General features: G+C 68.3%; 17 protein-coding genes and 3 pseudogenes. 7 read left to right on the forward strand and 13 right to left on the reverse strand.

The window, feature by feature from the left end; genetic code table 11:
* Window positions 1-169: 169 nt before the first annotated feature.
* Window positions 170-412 (reverse strand): PepSY domain-containing protein, encoded by a 243-nt coding sequence (locus tag ACIA8E_RS38420; protein WP_399305878.1) that lies wholly within the window; start codon window positions 410-412, stop codon window positions 170-172.
* A gap of 149 nt (window positions 413-561) precedes the next feature.
* Here ACIA8E_RS38420 and ACIA8E_RS38425 point away from each other — a divergent pair.
* Window positions 562-813, forward strand: a pseudogene (locus ACIA8E_RS38425) (transposase); the annotation flags it as partial.
* A gap of 438 nt (window positions 814-1,251) precedes the next feature.
* On the opposite strand, the gene ACIA8E_RS38430 reads toward ACIA8E_RS38425, so the two are convergent.
* From ACIA8E_RS38430 to ACIA8E_RS38440, 3 genes and pseudogenes are all read right to left on the reverse strand, one after another.
* Window positions 1,252-2,025: a polysaccharide deacetylase family protein gene (locus tag ACIA8E_RS38430; RefSeq protein WP_399305881.1), complete on the reverse strand. Its 774-nt coding sequence runs from the start codon at window positions 2,023-2,025 to the stop codon at window positions 1,252-1,254.
* Between the two features lie 273 nt (window positions 2,026-2,298).
* A pseudogene (locus tag ACIA8E_RS38435) lies at window positions 2,299-2,484 on the reverse strand (site-specific integrase); the annotation flags it as partial.
* A gap of 18 nt (window positions 2,485-2,502) precedes the next feature.
* Entirely contained in the window at window positions 2,503-3,729 is a 1,227-nt protein-coding gene (locus tag ACIA8E_RS38440; RefSeq protein WP_399305884.1) for a PP2C family protein-serine/threonine phosphatase, read from the reverse strand.
* Window positions 3,730-4,417: 688 nt separating this feature from the next.
* Between ACIA8E_RS38440 and ACIA8E_RS38445 the strand changes: the two genes are divergently transcribed.
* Together ACIA8E_RS38445 and ACIA8E_RS38450 are read left to right on the forward strand one after the other, a co-directional pair.
* Window positions 4,418-5,023 carry a DUF5994 family protein gene (locus tag ACIA8E_RS38445; RefSeq protein WP_399305887.1) on the forward strand — a complete coding sequence of 202 codons (606 nt, stop codon included), beginning with the start codon at window positions 4,418-4,420 and terminating at the stop codon, window positions 5,021-5,023.
* Window positions 5,024-5,070: 47 nt separating this feature from the next.
* The gene (locus ACIA8E_RS38450; RefSeq protein WP_399305890.1) at window positions 5,071-5,574 is read left to right on the forward strand and encodes a DUF5994 family protein; all 504 of its coding nucleotides are present in this window, start codon (window positions 5,071-5,073) and stop codon (window positions 5,572-5,574) included.
* A gap of 313 nt (window positions 5,575-5,887) precedes the next feature.
* Here the strand turns inward: ACIA8E_RS38450 and ACIA8E_RS38455 are convergent, their stop codons facing one another.
* The 5 genes from ACIA8E_RS38455 to ACIA8E_RS38475 all read right to left on the reverse strand — a co-directional run bounded on the left by ACIA8E_RS38455 (window position 5,888) and on the right by ACIA8E_RS38475 (window position 8,964).
* Window positions 5,888-7,003 carry an ice-binding family protein gene (locus ACIA8E_RS38455; RefSeq protein ID WP_399305892.1) on the reverse strand — a complete coding sequence of 372 codons (1,116 nt, stop codon included), beginning with the start codon at window positions 7,001-7,003 and terminating at the stop codon, window positions 5,888-5,890.
* Between the two features lie 539 nt (window positions 7,004-7,542).
* Window positions 7,543-7,668, reverse strand: a complete 126-nt coding sequence (locus ACIA8E_RS38460) for a hypothetical protein (protein ID WP_399305895.1) — start codon at window positions 7,666-7,668, stop codon at window positions 7,543-7,545.
* Window positions 7,669-7,992: 324 nt separating this feature from the next.
* A complete protein-coding gene (locus tag ACIA8E_RS38465; protein ID WP_399305898.1) occupies window positions 7,993-8,187 on the reverse strand; it encodes a hypothetical protein in 195 nt (64 codons plus the stop codon).
* 64 nt (window positions 8,188-8,251) lie between these two features.
* Window positions 8,252-8,473, reverse strand: coding sequence for a helix-turn-helix domain-containing protein (locus tag ACIA8E_RS38470; protein ID WP_399305901.1), 222 nt, complete (start codon window positions 8,471-8,473; stop codon window positions 8,252-8,254).
* On the reverse strand, window positions 8,473-8,964 hold the full coding sequence (locus ACIA8E_RS38475; protein WP_399305904.1) for a DUF2975 domain-containing protein: 492 nt from the start codon (window positions 8,962-8,964) through the stop codon (window positions 8,473-8,475). Before ACIA8E_RS38475 ends, ACIA8E_RS38470 begins: the two co-directional genes overlap by 1 nt.
* Window positions 8,965-9,549: 585 nt before the next feature.
* On the opposite strand from ACIA8E_RS38475, the gene ACIA8E_RS38480 reads away from it, so the two are divergent.
* Entirely contained in the window at window positions 9,550-11,223 is a 1,674-nt protein-coding gene (locus tag ACIA8E_RS38480) for a PP2C family protein-serine/threonine phosphatase (protein ID WP_399305907.1), read from the forward strand.
* A complete protein-coding gene (locus ACIA8E_RS38485) occupies window positions 11,220-11,687 on the forward strand; it encodes a response regulator (protein ID WP_399305909.1) in 468 nt (155 codons plus the stop codon). Before ACIA8E_RS38480 ends, ACIA8E_RS38485 begins: the two co-directional genes overlap by 4 nt.
* Here ACIA8E_RS38485 and ACIA8E_RS38490 read toward each other — a convergent pair.
* The 4 genes and pseudogenes from ACIA8E_RS38490 to ACIA8E_RS38505 all read right to left on the reverse strand — a co-directional run.
* Window positions 11,669-13,957 (reverse strand): ATP-binding protein, encoded by a 2,289-nt coding sequence (locus ACIA8E_RS38490; RefSeq protein ID WP_399305912.1) that lies wholly within the window; start codon window positions 13,955-13,957, stop codon window positions 11,669-11,671. The two genes, ACIA8E_RS38485 and ACIA8E_RS38490, sit on opposite strands and share 19 nt — an antisense overlap.
* Window positions 13,958-14,141: 184 nt before the next feature.
* Entirely contained in the window at window positions 14,142-14,456 is a 315-nt protein-coding gene (locus tag ACIA8E_RS38495; protein ID WP_399305932.1) for an Ig-like domain-containing protein, read from the reverse strand.
* Window positions 14,457-14,924: a hypothetical protein gene (locus ACIA8E_RS38500; RefSeq protein WP_399305915.1), complete on the reverse strand. Its 468-nt coding sequence runs from the start codon at window positions 14,922-14,924 to the stop codon at window positions 14,457-14,459.
* 257 nt (window positions 14,925-15,181) lie between these two features.
* Window positions 15,182-15,656 (reverse strand): annotated as a pseudogene (locus ACIA8E_RS38505) (helix-turn-helix domain-containing protein); the annotation flags it as partial.
* Window positions 15,657-15,876: 220 nt separating this feature from the next.
* On the opposite strand from ACIA8E_RS38505, the gene ACIA8E_RS38510 reads away from it, so the two are divergent.
* On the forward strand, window positions 15,877-16,548 hold the full coding sequence (locus ACIA8E_RS38510) for a DUF4097 family beta strand repeat-containing protein (RefSeq protein WP_399305918.1): 672 nt from the start codon (window positions 15,877-15,879) through the stop codon (window positions 16,546-16,548).
* 12 nt (window positions 16,549-16,560) lie between these two features.
* On the forward strand, window positions 16,561-16,710 hold a 150-nt coding region (locus tag ACIA8E_RS38515), incomplete at its 3' end, for an ATP-binding cassette domain-containing protein (RefSeq protein WP_399305935.1).

Consider the following 16,710-nt stretch of genomic DNA (forward strand, 5'->3'; position numbering starts at 1 on the left):
GCTATCGTGCAAGGCAGGCTGTTGACCGTACCCGTGCAGGTCAGCGCTTCGAGGAGGGGCAGCCTTCTCAGTATTCCCAGGTTCAGAGCGCGAGTTCGATTCTCGTCACCCGCTCCAGCAGGAAGCTCCAGGCCAGCGGCCCGGGGCCTCCTGTTTTTCCGAACATCGTCTACTTGTCAGGTTGAGTCTTCTGTCCCGTGGCGGCGTCGATGAAGGCGTCGCCTCCGTTCACGCCTATCAGCCAGACCGGCCGCCACTTTCCTCCTACTGGCTGGGCGAGGAGCTTAGCGCTCGTCGGCTTCGCGCCGGCCTGTTCTTCCACGCGCCTCATGGCGTCCTTCTCCGTAATTTCCGTCGGTGGCAGCACGGGGTCCTTGATGGGCTTGGAAGTGAAAGCAGAAGCTGCGGTCATGGTGACACCCCAGACCGCATCGCGCTTGAGCCGCTGGACGGGCCGCTCTCACAGCCGTCCAGGGCGTATATGTCGTGATCTACCGGCGCTACGTCCACGACGTGATGATGCCGAAGCGCCTCGAAATCACCGTCACCAAAGCGGGCCGCATGGCCGACGGCTACCGCGAGTCGTCCGGGTCCTGGGCGGACCTGCTGCGGGACGCCGCACGCCGGGGCATGCGCGCTCCCGTCCTGGCGGTCGGCGATGGCGCCCTGGGCTTTTGGCAGGCTCTCGCGGAAGTCTTTCCCGAAACCGCCACCAGAGGTGCTGGGTTCACAAATCCGCGAACGTTCTCGATGCCTGCCCGAAGTCGGCCCAGCCCGGCGCGAAGAGGGCCTTGCAGGAGATCTGCAACGCCGATCAGCCCAGGTCGCGGCCTGTAGCAACACCTGCGTCCGCACCAGAAGAAGCGGTGAACCACGGTCAACGGATGCCCGGACTGCCTCCGTCGGCAGTGGAGGCATGGATCGTGTAGCCCCGTCCGCGTTCGGTCGCGTGGACCGATACCCAGGTCAGGAGGTCGTCGATGTCGACCGCGTCCAGGACCTCGTACTCGTGTGCAGCGACAGCCGGCCTGTCCCAGAAGTAGACGCGGTAACAGGCATGTTCCTGCTCCAGGCAGTGTCCCGGGGGTCGATGGCGCGGATGTCCACGCGCGGAGCCCAGAGCAGAGAGCGGGCTACTTCAGCTTGACGGTCTTGCTGTGCCAGGCGCCGACCAAGCCGCCACCGACTCAACGGGTGGGTTCTGCTGGTGCCGGGGGGCCGGGTCTGGACGTCGGTGCGGTCAAGCCTCATTCACCGCACGGGGAAGCCGAAGGAGTAGCCCTGCTGCTTCAGCCAGGGCAGGACCTCGCGCAGAGCGGCCAAGGTCTGGGAGCGATCCCCTCCCGCGTCGTGGAAGAGGACGGTCGGCCCGTTGGAGATCTCGCTCTTGACGGTGGCGACCATGGTGTCCACGCCGGGACGCTCGAAGTCTTTGGAGTCGACGTTCCAGCCCAACGGCCGCATCCCCCGGGACGCGGCGAGTTGCCGGCTGTACGGGGTGAAAGCACCGCCCGGGGCCCGGTAATACTGCGGCCGGACGCCCCCGGACGCCTTGGTGATCATGCGTTCGGCATCCAGGATCTGCTGGGACTGGTAGGCCTCGGACCGGGCGTCCATGGTGGTGTCGTGCGAGACAGTGTGGTTGCACAGCCGGTGCCCCGCCGCCACGACCTCCTTGACCAGGTCCGGGTATGCCTGGGCCTGCGTGCCCACCATGCAGAACGTAGCCTTCACTCCGTTGTCCTTCAGCAGTTGCAGCACCTGCGGCGTCCAGACCGGGTCCGGTCCGTCGTCGATGGTGATGTTGACGCCCCGGGCGCCGCGGTCCGAGGCGTGCGCGATGTCCGCCGCCACCTTGGCCACCTGGCCCTGGGCGTCCGGTGCTGAGACACGCGCTTGCGGCTGCCGCCCTCCGGCGGTGTCGGCCTGCGCGGTCCACACCGAGGTGGCAGCGGCCGCCACCGTCACCCCGAGCGCCGCCGCGAGAAGCCGACCGTGCCATCCCCTTCCCTTGTGCATTGCCATGTCCGCCCGCCCCTTTGTTGTCTCCGCCGATGCCGTGCACCCATGAAGACAGACGAACGCCCCGGCAAGATCCCTCGGTTACCGATCACGGACAAACCTGCAGGGGGCCAGCGACAAACGCAGGAGTTCCGCGACAGGTGAGGGGGCGCAACGGCCTCGACAAGGTACCGGCGAGGGCGGCGGACGCGGGTCCGCACGGATTCCGGTGGAGGCACACACGCATCCGTCGAACGGCTCGCGAAGCCGGTCGGCATGACCATCACCGGGCAGAATCGGCTTGCCCCACTCCCCCACGAACAGCGGTCCGTCCGGCTGCATCTCCGCGTACCGGGCCAGATGCCGCTTGAGGTCCTTCTCCAGAAAGGCCGGCAGGACGAGGAACCGCTTCCCCGCAGCAGACTTGGTGTCGCCCGGTGCCCGCTGACCTGAGGTGAGTTCGGGCTCGGCGATCCGTGATCGGGTCTGACGCGCGGGCGCTCAGTCAAGGACCGCGAGGTGGTCGGCGGCGCCTCCGTGCCACTCGATCATGAAAAGGGTGGCGTCGTCGCTGGTGCGCCCGCGCCGTTCCCACTTCAGCGTGTGGGAGAGCCGGCGCAGATCCGCCCGCAGCCCCTGCGGCGGCTCCTCCCCCAGGCGGTTCACGCAGCGGATGAGGCGTTCCTCGCCGAACTGCTCCCCGCCGTTGACGTGTTCCTCGATGATGCCGTCGGTGTAGCACAGCACCCGGTCGCCCTGCTGAAGCGTGTGCTCTCTGATCCGGGGCTCCTCACCGCCGAAGCCGACGGGCAGCGTCGTCGCGCTCTCCAGCTGCTGCACGACCTGGCCGTCGCGGATCAGCAGCGGCGCGGGGTGGCCCGCGTTGACCAGTTCCATCTCACCGGTGGCGATGTTCACATGCATCAGCTGCGCCGTGACGAAGTGGTCGGGACCGAACTGCCGCGAGATGGCATCGTCCATGGCCGCGTACTTCTCGGCCAGGCTGACAAAGGCGCGCCGGGCATGACGGTAGGCGCCGATGGCCACGGTCGCCATCGTGGCGGCATCCAGGCCGTGGCCCATCGCGTCGATCACGGCCGCGTGCAGGATGTTGCCGTTGAGGGCGTAGTCGAAGCTGTCGCCGGCGACGCGGTAGGCGGGCTCCAGGATGCCGGCTACCTCGACCTGCGGCACGGACATCGACGTCGGCGGCAGCAGGCTCCACTGGATCTCCGCGGACACGCTCATCGGCTCACGGCGCCGGGCCCGGAAGAACTCGTCGGTGTAGGCGCCCTTGGTGACCAGCATGTCGGCGACCAGGCCGGAGAGCCGACTCAGCAGCCGCCGGTCGTCGTCACCGACGGCGTCCAGCGTGAGGGCCATCACGCCCACCGTGTCGCTGCCGTCCAGCAGCGGCAGGTACATCCGCACTCCCGAGGGAGTCTGCGGCACCTCGACGACGTCCCCGCGCAGGAACGCCCGGCCGGCGGAGGAATCAATGATCGGCTCGGGCTGGCTGACGTGCAGTTTCCTGCCCGGTAACGGCACCAGCAGCTCCTGCGCGTAGTCCTGGAGCAGGATGGAGACGTCACGACCTCCGATCCTGGCCACCTCCTCCGCGACCAGCGGGGCGATCAGCTGCGGCGGCAGCAGCCGTGCCCTGTCCAGCAGCAGACCGAGCAGCCGCTCGCCAAAACCCTCCGAGCGATCCAAGCTCTCCTCGCCCATGGCCGGTATGCCACCTTCTTCCTGCCACCGCCCCGGTCACCGCCTCCGCACAACGTGACCTGGAACGCCCGCCCGATCGGCTGATTACGCCAAGCGCGGCATGTCGGCCCATGTCGTCGGCGGTCGGCGGTTCACTCGGGGCTATGAGCAAGGCTGGGCAACCCGGAGGCCTCCCGCACAAGTAGGCCTCTGAGGGGGAAGCGCCGTTGGTGCTTCCCCCTCAGCTGTTCATCAACCGATGGTTTCCGGCGAGTCGGCGTACGCGGTCGGGGACATGAGCAGGGGTGCGGCCAGGGCGGCTGCTGTCAGCGAGGCGGCGGCCAGGCGCCGAGCGCCGGGCGCCGGGCGCCGGGCGCCGGGCGCCGGGCGCCGGGCGCCGGGCGCCGGGCGCCGGGCGCCGGGCGCCGGGCGCCGGGCGCCGGGCGCCGGTAGAGATGATCACGGTGGGGGTAACGAACCGCCGGTCACGAGCGGTGTTCCTTCCAGGTGTGGTGACCGGAAGGTTCCGGCATGTCGTTCGATCCGTCGGGGGCCTATATCCCCAGGGCTGTCGTACTCCGCCGGATGCCCCGCCGGAGTACCCTGGACATACCCGGAACATTCCGTACACGAGCTTCCGAGCCCGTGTCGTTCTTGGCGACTCACAACGCCGGGCCGGTGTACACCGGCCCGGGGCAGGGTTCGTGTCATGACTGCGACCATTCTGTACACGTCCGCGGTCGACGACCGGACCTTCTCTTTGTCCTCGTTGCCGCCGCGCCTCTCGCTGGCCCCGACCGGCACCGATCCCGCTCTGCTGGACGGCGCGTGGTGGCCGCGGTCGCGCGATCTGTCGGCGGAACTTCCCGCGCTGACAGCGGTGCTCGACCCGCTGTGGGGGCGGATCACCCGCGTGACGGTGAACCCCACCTTCTGGCCCGTGATCCCACGGAAGGTGCCCGTCCGGGGCCATGTGGTCCACGTCGGCTGGTTCAAGCCCGAACAGGATCCGAACAAGTTGCTGCTCCTCTCCTACACCACCGGCCGTTGGGACCTGCTGGTGATCCCACCGCAGACGGACCCGGGTACCGCCGCCCGACTGCTGACCGCAGCCGCCGATCCGGTACGGAGCCTCACCGCGAGTGGGCTGATGCGGGAGGCCGAGCTCTTCCGGGCTGCGGCCGAGGCCGACTGGGACCTCGTCCGGGAGACGGTCTGGGACTCCGAAGGCGGCCACAGCGCCGGTCCGGCCTCGCGACGCAGTGTCGGAGCAGTCGCCGCCCGGGCGCCGGGCGGCCCGAAGGAAGGGATGTGAGGCATGGAGATCTTCATCGACGTGCCCGCCCGGACGAGTGGCTTGCCATGACTTCGGATGCGCATGTCCCTGGCCATGCCGATGACGCGGCACCGCTCCTGCTCCTGTCGGACACGAGCGGTCGGCCGATCGTTCCCGGGGCTGCGGTGCTGCGGATGGAGACGACCTCCAATCGTGAGGGTATCTTCGACGGTGCGTGGTGGCCGCGTACCCGCGACATAGCGTCCCAACTGCCCCGGCTGATCGATGCCTTGGTCGCCAGGCTGGGACCCATCGCGCGGGTCGGTCTGGACGCGAGTGCGTGGGACGATGCCCCGGGCCACCTCGTGATCGGTGGCCGGACCGTCCGTATCGACTGGTCCGCCGTCGACGACAGCACGATGATCGTCACGCGTGGCGATCAGGACCACTTCTCGTTCCTGGTGATCCCGCCCCAGGCCAGTGCCGCCGCCGCGCGCGCTGCGATGGCCATGGCCGTGCAGGACGGAAACTGCACGCCTGCGGAGCAGATCCTCATGGGCGTGGGCATCATCCCCACATCACCGAGTTGATGCGGACATGGAAGCGGCTCCGACGGTCTCGCCACCGGAGCCGGCCCTTCCAGGGCGCCACACGTGAGAGTGTGCGTCCTTACTTTCAGAATACACCGCAAATCGACCTAAAGCGGATTCGTTTCCCGTCTATTCCGAATTGCCGTGCTGTTGGCCTGCCTGCGCCACAGGTAATGAGCATTGCTCTGGGAGTCCGACCGGGGCGTGTGCGCCCCTGGAGGGTATGTCCAGGGGCGCAGTCACCTCGCGGACGTATGGCGCTGCTTCTCAGAGGCCGCCGCCGTTGCGATACAGCCATGGGAACGAGCGGACGCTACCAAGCCTTGTGACTGTTGTCCTTGTGGCCCTTGTCCTTGTGGCTGTTGTCCTTGTGGCTGTTGTCCTTCTTGCCGTTGTCCTTGCGACCGTCCCCCTTAGATCCCTTGTCTCCCTTAGGGCCCCTGTCTCCCTTGTGGCCCTTAGAGCCCTTGTCTCCCTTGTGACCCTTCGGACCCCTGTCTCCCTTGTGGCCCTTGTCTCCCTTATGACCCTTCGGTCCGGGAGGCCCAGGAGGCCCGGTCGGTCCAGGAGGCCCGGAGGGGCCGGTCGAACCGGTCGGTCCAGGAGGCCCGGAGGGGCCGGTCGATCCGGTCGGTCCAGGAGGACCAGAGGGTCCGGTGGACCCAGTCGGTCCAGGAGGCCCGGAGGGGCCGGTCGATCCGGTCGGTCCAGGAGGCCCGGGCGGGCCTGTCAGGCAGACCGCCCTCGTGATCACGTTGTGGTCCAGCGTGACCTGCCCATTGCGCGCCAGCGCCCGGCCCTCGATCGCCGTGTTGGTGGTCACCGTGATGTCCGTCAGGGCCAGAATGTTGCCCTTGAAGAAGGAATTGGTGCCGAGGGTGGCGGAGCTCCCCACCTGCCAGAACACGTTGCAGGCCTGCGCTCCGTTGATAAGCAGGACGTTGCTCGACGAAGCTGTGGTCAGAGTGGATCCGATCTTGAAGATGAAGACGGCGTTCGGGTCACCCTGGGCGTCGAGAGTGACAGTCCCGGTGAGACCCAGCGACGACGAAGCGCTGTAGACGCCGGGAAACAGCGTGGATCCGCCGATGTCACCCGGGGAGGTCAGGACGGTGTTGGTCGGCCTGCTGGCCGCGTCGTTGTACGCGATGGTCAGGTCGGACTTAGCCTGAACGGCGGCAGCATCGGCGACGTGCTGCACTCCGTTGACGACTCCGGGCGGAAAGCCCGTCACCGAGCTCCCAGGGCTGAGTCCCAGGTCGCCGTTGACGACCGTGTTGGGGACCGGGGGGACGACCACATTGGTGACCGTTGTACCGGCCAGGACCGCGTAACTCGTGGCGGCCCCCAATCCCACGGACGCCTCAGCTGCGCTCGCAAGGTTCGAGATCAAAGTCATCGTCAGCACCAGCGCGGCCGCGGGCAGCATGGCGACAGTTGCTTTGAATCTCCGTGTTCTCCGCCTGCCAGGAGGGGTGCAGGGGATGGCGTCCAATGCCATGGATGAGTCCTTTCTTGTCACCGTTGAGCTCAGTCGCCAGGCTCCCTGGCGCTCGAGGTGAGCTCTGGTCAGTCACAGGCGCTGTACTCGCGACGAGGTCCCACGGACTCGTGATGCACCGTCACCCGCCTATAGAAACTACTCATATACATGCAAAGAGGATTTTATTTGGATTAAAGGACTCGCGCTGGCATGGCGTTCGCCCTACCAGCGGAGGCAAACGGATCAACTGGGCTACCGACGCAGCAGCAATGCCGAGCGCAGTCACGCCGCAATCCCTGGCCTGGCTGGGGGTACAGCAGCGCGGCACTCCCGACAAGCGCTACCGGTGTCGCAGCTGTCCGGCCAGGGCCGTGACCAGCAAGAACGGCCCGGACAGTCAGCACTGGACCTGTCCGGGGTGTCCGATTTACAGACGGCTGCAACACCCAGGGCTCCGGCGTAGTCGCGTGACGTCCGTTTCGTGATCATGTGAGTCCGAGGAGGTCGAACGGTCGGCCGGCGTCGCGGGCGTTGCGCCGGAAGCCGGCGACGATGCTGCTTTCCCCGGCGAGGCGAAGGGCGCCGATGGCGAGGTTGCGCCAGGTCGCCATGGCGCGGGGTGCGGAGCCAGTTCGCAGATGGGAGGCGTCCTCGGCGTCACGTCCCTGACGTGGTGCAGGGCTTCGATCTTCCAGTGGCTGCGGATCAGCCGGACGAGCTCGGCGGGTGTGGCCTGTTCCGTAGTGAGGCCGGTGACCGTGTAGACGGTCTTGTTGCTGACCTTGCCGGTCTTGCGGTCCACTCGGCGGCGCTTGAGCCGGACGGCCTGGCGGGCGCCGAGAAAGAGCAGGCTGTTCACCGTGCAACACCTTGATGCGGCGGATCTCGCCGCGGCCGTGGCCGGTGTCGCGGGTGCGGCCCTGCAGCGGCGGGATCTACTTCCAGGGAAGGGACTTGAGCCGCTTGTGGAGCTTCTTCCGGTTCCCTTTCACGGTCACGATGCAGTGAGCGCCTCGGCCGAGCAGGTAGTTGGCGTGCTCGCGCCGGGTGTGCATGGCGTCGCTGGTCACGACCACGCCCGCCAGGTCGGCGAGGTCTCCAGCAGAGGTTGGAAGCGGGTGATCGTCCATGCGGTCCGCGTGCCGTGTCGCGGGCCGGTGGTGCCAGGCGCTTTCACGCCCGCCCTGGGGCACGTCATCCGCCCGCGGCGTCCTCGGCCTCCCAGCGCAGCAGGTCGCCCGGCTGACACTTGAGCACCTCGCAGATCGCGGCGAGCGTCGCGAAGCGCACCGCCTTGGCGCGGCCGTTCTTGAGCACCGCCAGGTTGGCGGGAGTGATCCCTACGCGGTCCGCGAGCTCGCCCACGGACATCTTCCGCCTGGCCAGCATCACGTCGATGTCGACGGCGATCGGCATCAGATCACCTCGTCCAACTCAGCCTGCATCTGCGCCGCTTCGACGTCGCGCGCGACGGCCTGGGCGAGCAGCATCCGCAGCACGAGCACGATGAGCGCGACCCCCAGGATGGCCACGCCAATCCCGCCCATGATGACGGTGACGCCCGGATCCTCCCGCTGGCCCGGCGCATTGACGGCCGTGACCGCGAACCACACGAGGGCAGCCGCCACGATCGCGCCGATCACGCCGTCCACGTACCGGAAGGCGGTGTGGGAGAACACGGTTCCGCGTCGCACCATCGTCACCAGCCGCCATACGCAGACCAGGGCGACCTGGACCGACACCATGCCCAGGATCGTGATCACGCGCAGCGGGGTCAGCGGGAGCGACCCGTCCTCCGGGTCACTCCCGCTGACCAACGCCCACACCATCCCTGCCTGTACGAACACGGTGCCGGCCAGCACCACCACGAGCACGGCGCGCAGCGCACCCACTGTCAGCTTTCCCATGGCCCATCCTTCCATCGATTTACGATGGGAATCTATCGAATCTCGATAGATGAAGCAAGGGCTGGTACGGAGGCCGAGCGGCGGTTTCGCGCCGTGGCGGGACGCCGCCGCCCCCCATGGCATGGCGTCCTCACAACCCGTCAGATTGAGGCTTCAGCCTCCACTCGCTGCGACAGGGCGGCCGGGAGTCCCGAGTGCCGAGACGCATTTTCCAGTGACCTGCGCCGCACGCCTCGGGGGTGCAGGCCCGTCTGTGCTCGGGCCCCCGCCCGTGCGCGGAAGGGCCGTCGGAGCGATCGGCCCCATGGAGGCAGCACCGGGCGGGCAGCGCCCCTGCGCGTGCGGGCCCGTGGCGATCGGCCTCGCGCGTCTCGTGCGGAGCGCCGCTGCGGAGGCCGCGCCTGGAGGCGCTCAGCCGCGGCGTGGCATAGCGTTTCCCCTGACGGGCCGGAGCCGACAGTGGCAATACGGAACGGCGGATCAGCGGTGGAGCAGCACGACGGCAAGGCTTCCTGTCAGGCGGACGACGGATGGTGGTCCGGCCGGCTGCATGAGCTCTGGAGTCTCGCCGACAGGGCGCAGGACGTGGCGGAGCTGGCCGACCCCCTCTACGACATGCTGCTTCGTATGCCCGGTGTGCTGGCCGTCGTGGGCACCCGCTGGAGCGGTGGGCTGCTGCACCATCTGCGTAGCGTCACCCTTGCGGAGCCGACGCCATCGTTCGTGGAATTCGAACAGGACTTTGGCGAATCTGCCGCCGCCGGGGCTCCGGGCGGCGATCCGGCTGTCACGGTTCACGCAGTGTCGGCGCTCGACGGCGCTATGCCGCATGTCCAGGTTCTGGCGGCAGCGGGCGCGCGGTGTGTGGCCTTGTGTGCCGTGCCGCTGGGGCAGGGCGGCTGGACGTCGTTCATGGTCGGCACCGCAGACAGGGACGCAGTCGATGTGACGCTACGGGCCCGGTTGAAGCAGGTGGCCGAGGTCACCATGGTCTCCAACAGGCGCATCGTGGCGCGGCGCGAAGGTGAGCTGCGTCAGGTGAGTGACGCCTTCCTGGCGGAGGCGTCGTTGCAGATGGATTCGAGCCTTGATGTGGAGAGGACCGTGCGACGGGTGGCTCGGACGGCTGTACCCGCTGTCGCCGAGGGGTGCGTCGTGCATCTGCGTCTTTCCGGCGGACTGACTCCCGTGGCCTTCTCACATATGGACGCGCTCGAGCAGCAGTGGCTCGGTGTGGTCGCGGCCGAGGACCTCTGGCTCACGGATGTGTTGCAGCAGGTCGTCGACCGCGGGCAGGGGCTGGTGTTGCAAGGTGACGAGCTGGCAGGAGGACCCTTCGGGACCACCTCGTCCGGGTCAGGGCGTGCTGTGCGTGCGCTCAGTGTGAATCCGCTCAAAGCCCGGGGGCGGGCTCTGGGCACTCTGACGTTCCTCTACCACCGGGTGGACATCGCCGAGGTGGCCTCGCTGTTCCTTGCCGATCTTGCAGACCGGGCCGCGTTGGCCATCGATACCAGCACCCTCTACGAACAGCGGCGCCAGCACGTGGTCTCCCTCCAGCGGCATCTGCTACCGAGAGAGCTACCGCGGATTTCGGGTCTCACTCTGAGTTCGGCATACGCAGTGGGCGATGAATCGCTCGATGTGGGCGGTGACTTCTATGACGCTGTCCCGGGGGCGCAGGGCGGTGTGACGCTCCTTATCGGTGACGTCTGCGGGCGCGGGGCGGAGGCTGCGGCACTCACTGGTCTGGCCCGCCATACCTTGCGCACCCTGCTCGAGAACGGCAGTACGCCCGAGCACGCGCTGGGACGGCTGAACCAGGCTCTGGTCAGGGAGGGCACGTCCCGCTTCGTGACAGCGCTCGTGGCGGTGCTGGTGTCGGACGGAAAGGGATTTCGCCTGCGTTATTGGAGTGCCGGACATCCGGCGCCTCTGGTGCGACGTGAGGACGGCGCTGTGGAGGAGCTCGCGGCCCACGGGGATCTGCTGGGCGTGCTGGAAGAAATCGAGTACGGATCCGGGTCGGCGCATGTGGCGCCGGGGGACGCGCTGGTGCTGTTCACCGACGGGGTGACCGAGGCGAGAGCGGCTGACGGGACGTTCTTCGAATCCTGCCTGCAGGACGCGGTGGCACAGCAGGGGGCCGGTGAGGCCCAGGGGTTCGCCGAACGGCTGGCAGCGGCTGTTGTGGAATTCCGGGCAGAGGGTGCGGACGACATCGCCGTGCTCGTCGCACAGGCGGAGACGGTCGCGTGAGCGGGTCAGCCGGAGATCCGAGGATCGATCACGACTTCGTCTGGGTGGTCGAGGATTCGGCGGAGGACGCTGAGGCGATTCAGCGGGCGCTCGGGCGCACTCATCCTGGTCTGACGCTGGAATTCATCGACAGGGGGGCCGGAGTCGCCGATCGGTTGCTGGAAGCCACCCGACGACCGGGGCTCGTCCTCCTGGATCTGCACATGCCCGGTCTCAGTGGAGCCGCGGTGCTCCGATCGATCCGCTCCATGCCTGAACTGAACAACGTGGCCGTGGTTGTCTTCACGTCGTACACCGCGCCGGACGAGGTCGACGCAACCTACGCGGCAGGGGCCGACAGTTACATCTACAAGCCGGTCAACTTCGAGCTCTTCCGCACCGTTCTGAAGGGGGCCGTCGACTACTGGCAGAGAAGAGCGAAGGGCGGGGACGAGGGCCCTGCCGCTCAGTCGCCGCCTTCGTGAGCCAGAGTGAAGTAGAAGCTGGTCCCGCGGCCTGGTTCGCTTTCGAGCCACAGCTCGCCGCCGTGCCGTTCGACGATCCGTTTGACGATCGCGAGACCCACGCCGGTGCCTCCACCGCGCTCGTCCTGCCCATGCAGTCTGCGGAACAGCTCGAAGACCTCGCCCTGATGGTCGGCCGGGATGCCGATGCCGTTGTCGCGGACCACGACGGTCTGCTGGGGGGGCCCGCCTGCCGGCGTGCGGAGTGTGTCGACCAGGACCTCGACCGTGCGCTCTCCTTGATCGGCGGCGTACTTGGCAGCGTTCACCAAGAGGTTGACCAGGACCTCGTAGAGCCGGTGCTCATCGGCGTACACCTCGGGTAGATCCCTTCTGACGACCTGCACGTGGGCCTCGGCCAGACGTTCCCCGGCCACCTCAAGTGCGGAGTCCAGCACCCGGTCCAGTGGGACACGGATGCGGTGCAGCCCGCCTCGGCCCAGCCGGGCGAAGTGCAGCAGCGAGTCGAGCAGGTCATCCATCCGGCCGGCCAGTCGCCGCATGGTGAGCATCCGTCGGACAGTCGTCGCGTCGAGGTCCGCTGCGGCATCCTCGATGACGAAGGTCGCGGCGTTGAAGATGCCCCGCAGTGGTTCCTTGAGGTCGTGGGCTGCCGCATGGGCGAACGAGTCGAGGTCGGAGTTGGTGACGCGTAGCTGTTCCGTAAGCGCTGTCAGTTCGGCCTCGTGCCGGAGTACGAGACCGGTCAGCGTGCGCCAGAGCTCCTGCGCGGTGGCGCGGTCGGTCGGCGTCCAGGGCAGGCTCCGTCCACGTACCACCGCGCGGAAGACGGCACCTGACCCGCGAGGAGTGAGCCGCTCGCCTCGCGGGCCGACCTGGACGGGTTCGGAAGGGTCGGTGGCCCATTGGCGGGCGGTGGGACGGTCCCTGCGGAACCAGGCGAGGAAATCGCCCGAGCGGCTCAGCGTCACCATCAGGATCCCCGCCGGACCGCTTTCCGTCAGGTCGCCGCCGGGTTGGTCCGGTTCCTCGGACAGGCGGTCCGTACTCCAGACCGTGCCCGGTGACAGCCCTGCCGCGCGTGCCTGGAGGGTCTCCAGCAGAGCGGGCGCAACACTCATCCCGCTGGAGGTGCTGCGTCCGCCGCGGCAGAGCGCCGCACCATCGGCGTACAGCAGTGTTCTGAGGGCGTCGTCGCCTGCCAGAAGCGAGTCCTCCAGATCGGACGTGACCCGGGAGATGATCTGATCAAGCCGCTCACGGGACGCGGTGAGCGCCTCCGCCTGCTCTCGTTCCTCGATGACCGCGAGTTGCAGGGAGAAAGCGACACCGAAGAACTCACATACCGCCCGCAGTTCCGGGGGAATGGTGGCGGGGGCGTCGCCATGACAGGCGATGAGCCCCCAGAGCTCGCCCTCCCGGAGGACGCTCACCGACATCGACGACTTCACGCCGATGTTCCGCAGGTACTCCAGATGAAAGCCGGACACGGTGCGCAGTACGGAATTCGACAGGTCCAGTGGCAGGCCCGAGCCGGGCCGTCGCGGGGGGTGCAAGCCCACACTGACGTCGTCCACGTCAGCGATCACCCGGATCCAGTTGTCTCGGTAGAGCCGCCTCGCCTGGGGCGGGATGTCACTGGCGGGGAACCAGAGCCCCAGCCAGGGCTCCTGGCCGTCGGTGAGTTCCTCCGCGACCACCTCTCCTGGCCCGTCCTCGCCCTCGAAGCGGTAGGCGACCACACGGTCGAATCCGGTGAGTGCCCGGATCTCATGGGTGGCCGCCTGGCAGCACTCGGCTGCCGTCGTCGCCGACCGAAGCCGTGTCAGGGCTCGCCGAACCCCCTGGTAGTAGCGCGAGAAATGCGGCAATGCGACGGCTCGCGGCTCGCACTCCAGGATCAGAAAGGGCCCCTGCCGGTGTGCGGTCACGTCGAACATCCGGGGGGCGCCTGCCACGTCGATGGAGACAGGGAGAACCAGGCTTGCCGCCTCGTGCTGAGCGCTGACCTCAAGAGCCTCGGCCCAGTCCTCGGCGGACAGCACCCGCGTGATGGGTCCCCCGACCAACTCCTGGGCCGCGATCCCCAGCAAGGAACCGGTGTTCAGAGCTGCGGTGTCCACGGTGCCGGTATCGGCCTCCACGGCGAGCAGGGTGCCGTGGGACTGGATCCTGCCCAGCAGATGAATGGGCTCCTGAACGCATTCGCTGAGGTCGAAGCCCAGGGCCGCCGCGGCCTCGGCCTCCCGCCCCGGGTCCGGAAGGGACATCTCTTCTCCCACGCACCGTGTTCTCGATCCGGTCTGGTCGGCCGTCCGGGAAGGGCGGTCCTTCTTGCCCTTCCCGCCAAGCGACGGCAGGGCGCCGCCTGGTGTCATTCGTGCCAGGCGGCGGGCCGCCGCCGTCATGTGCGGGCGGGACACCCTCGGCGTCCCGCCCGTCCCCGATCCCCGATCAGGAGATCCGCTTGTTCATTACGCCCCTTTCCCGGACACCCGGGGCTGTTGATGCCAGGGACCTGTGGAGCCACTGGAGCCACTCCTCGTAAAGACGGTGCCGTAGTTTGACGGTCACTGGTTCGCTGGTGGCGATGGCGCCGGTCGAGCCCGTGGCGATGGCGACGAAGGTGTGCTCACCACCCGTACGCCTCGTTCGCCCGCTGCAACTCCAGTCCCCGGCATCGTTCACGGTGGCCGAGCAGATCTGCTTCCTGCCTTCGATGACGGTGACGGTGTCCCCGGCTCCGCCAGTACCGGTGAATGTCAGCAGTCAACCGCCTCGTCCCGCCCATTCGCCGGCAACGTGCCCGCGCTCGCCGCCGGCACCCGGGCATCCGTTTCTTCCGGTGCCGCCGACGCTGACGGTGTAGGTGGTGGCGGCGGTGGTGACCGGCAGCGTCGTGACCACCCGCGCCCCCGTCCCTCCCACCACCGACGGCGTGATGGAGTTGCAAACCGCGCTGACTGCGCTGTCCGAGCCACCCGCGCCGTCCGCGGTGATGGTCACCACCGCCTCCGCCGGGACCGTGTACTCCTCGGAGGCGCCGGTGACGGCGAACGTCTTGGTCACCGGCGCAGCCGCCGGCGCGGCGACGGCAGGAGGAAGCAGCCCCGCCCCCGACACCAGCGCGCCCACCACCACACCTCGCCGGCCACGCCCGCCCGCCCGCCCGAGCCACCACCACGACCCGGACCTGCGGCCGCCGATGGCAGGCAGCGCACTCCGCCACCCCTGCACGCCTCGTACCTCACCGACGGGCCTTGACCTGAAAGAACCAAGCACCATCTGCCCTGCATCTCTCCACGGGAAAAACCCGCCGCCAGACGCCGAATCGACCACAGCGGACGCAGCGAAAACCCACTACACCATCACCACAAACAACACAAACTCACACAAAGCTGACCGGAGAATAACGTGAGGCACGCAGATGTGACGGGAGGTCACCTTCGCGGCAAGCCGGGAGGCCAGCCCCCAGCGCCGTGCGCGGCCGGCCCGAAGCGCTCGCGACGGCGGTCGTCGCGTTCCCGGCGAACGAGGCCCTGGCCCTCGAGGAACGCGACCGCTTCAGAGGCGGACGCCGGGCTGACCCCGGGGCGCTGGGCAGGTTCGGACGCGGTGAGGCTGCCCGCGTCGGTGGTGTAGAGGCAGACGGCACCCGGGACATCAACTTGGGCGCGCTCGCTTGCGTGAGGACGGCGGTGAACATCTCCTCGTACTCGCGCGTCCGTGGGCCTGCGGGGCGCGTCCGCAACCCGGGGGCGGCCTGCGCGCACCGGTGGGTGCGGCGTTCGGTCGCGCGGTGGGCCAGGTCGGCGCGGTAGGCGGCAGGGCCGCCGTTCCGCATCACCTCGCGCGTGATCGTCGAGGCCGGACGGTCAAGACGTCCGGCGATCTCCGCGGAGACGAGGCCGTCGGCGGCCCCAGCGCGACCTGCCGGCGTTCGGGCTGGGTGAGCCTGACTCCCGGCATCGCGATCCCTTCGCGCTCCTTGATGCCTCCCTATAGCGTTCACTTTTGATTCATTGCAACGAACGGGTATCCCTCGTTGCATTAGCTCTCCGGACCGTTGCAACGAATTCCCGGCTACCACCTGCACTGATAGCGATTATGCGCAACAAGCCTATTGAAGGACTCTTGAACGCAACGTAGCTTTTCCATCATCGGAAACACCGCACCGAAGGAGAGCACGATGCAGAAGTTCGACACCCCCGCCCCGATCTCAGCCGTCCTGGACGTCCCCGCGGGACGCATCCGGTTCATCGCTGCCGACCGGGCCGACACCGCGGTCGAGATCCTGCCCGCGGACGCCTCGAAGGGCCGCGACGTGAACGCGGCGGAGCAGATCACGGTCGAATACGGCGACGGCGTGCTGCGGGTCGAGGCCTCACCGGCGAAGAACCGGATCCTCGGTAGCTCCGGATCCGTCGAGGTGACCATCCAGCTGCCCGTCGGCTCCCGCATCGCGGCGAAGGCGGCCAGCGCCGAACTCAGGGGTGTCGGCCGGCTCGGGGACGTCGCCTTCGAGGGCGCGCAGGGCTCGGTCAAGCTCGACGAGACCGCGAGCGCCCGCCTCACCCTCCTCGCCGGTGACGTCTCGGTCGGCCGCCTGGGCGGCCCCGCGGAGATCAGCACCAAGAAGGGCGACATCCGGATCGCCGAGGCCGTGGGCGGCACGGTCGTGCTGCACACCGAGGCCGGCGAGGTGTCGGTCGGCGCCGCCCGCGGGGTCTCAGCCTCCCTGGACGCCGGCACCGCCTACGGCCGGATCCACAACGCGCTCAAGAACACCGACGGCGCCGCCCCCGGCCTGAACATCCACGCGACCACCGCCTACGGCGACATCGTCGCCCGCAGCCTCTGAAGGAGCACCCTCATGAGCAACTTGGCCATCGCGGCGAACGGGCTGCGCAAGTCCTACGGCGACAAGATCGTCCTCGACGGGGTCGACCTGACGGTCCCGGAAGGAACGATCTTCGCGCTGCTCGGTCCGAACGGCGCCGGCAAGACCACCGCCGTCAAGATC

Source organism: Streptomyces sp. NPDC051664 (assembly GCF_044453545.1).
Classification (GTDB): Bacteria; Actinomycetota; Actinomycetes; order Streptomycetales; family Streptomycetaceae; genus Streptomyces.

Bases quoted from the DNA above. Each gene is read 5' to 3' on its own strand.
- ACIA8E_RS38440 (WP_399305884.1), bottom strand. From the start codon at position 3,729: ATGGGCGAGGAGAGCTTGGATCGCTCGGAGGGTTTTGGCGAGCGGCTG.
- ACIA8E_RS38445 (WP_399305887.1), top strand. From the start codon at position 4,418: ATGACTGCGACCATTCTGTACACGTCCGCGGTCGACGACCGGACCTTC.
- ACIA8E_RS38490 (WP_399305912.1), bottom strand. From the start codon at position 13,957: ATGTCCCTTCCGGACCCGGGGCGGGAGGCCGAGGCCGCGGCGGCCCTG.
- ACIA8E_RS38430 (WP_399305881.1), bottom strand. From the start codon at position 2,025: ATGGCAATGCACAAGGGAAGGGGATGGCACGGTCGGCTTCTCGCGGCG.
- ACIA8E_RS38470 (WP_399305901.1), bottom strand. From the start codon at position 8,473: ATGCCGATCGCCGTCGACATCGACGTGATGCTGGCCAGGCGGAAGATG.
- ACIA8E_RS38510 (WP_399305918.1), top strand. From the start codon at position 15,877: ATGCAGAAGTTCGACACCCCCGCCCCGATCTCAGCCGTCCTGGACGTC.
- ACIA8E_RS38450 (WP_399305890.1), top strand. From the start codon at position 5,071: ATGACTTCGGATGCGCATGTCCCTGGCCATGCCGATGACGCGGCACCG.
- ACIA8E_RS38465 (WP_399305898.1), bottom strand. From the start codon at position 8,187: ATGGACGATCACCCGCTTCCAACCTCTGCTGGAGACCTCGCCGACCTG.
- ACIA8E_RS38460 (WP_399305895.1), bottom strand. From the start codon at position 7,668: ATGGCGACCTGGCGCAACCTCGCCATCGGCGCCCTTCGCCTCGCCGGG.
- ACIA8E_RS38475 (WP_399305904.1), bottom strand. From the start codon at position 8,964: ATGGGAAAGCTGACAGTGGGTGCGCTGCGCGCCGTGCTCGTGGTGGTG.
- ACIA8E_RS38455 (WP_399305892.1), bottom strand. From the start codon at position 7,003: ATGCTGCCCGCGGCCGCGCTGGTGCTGACGATGACTTTGATCTCGAAC.
- ACIA8E_RS38420 (WP_399305878.1), bottom strand. From the start codon at position 412: ATGACCGCAGCTTCTGCTTTCACTTCCAAGCCCATCAAGGACCCCGTG.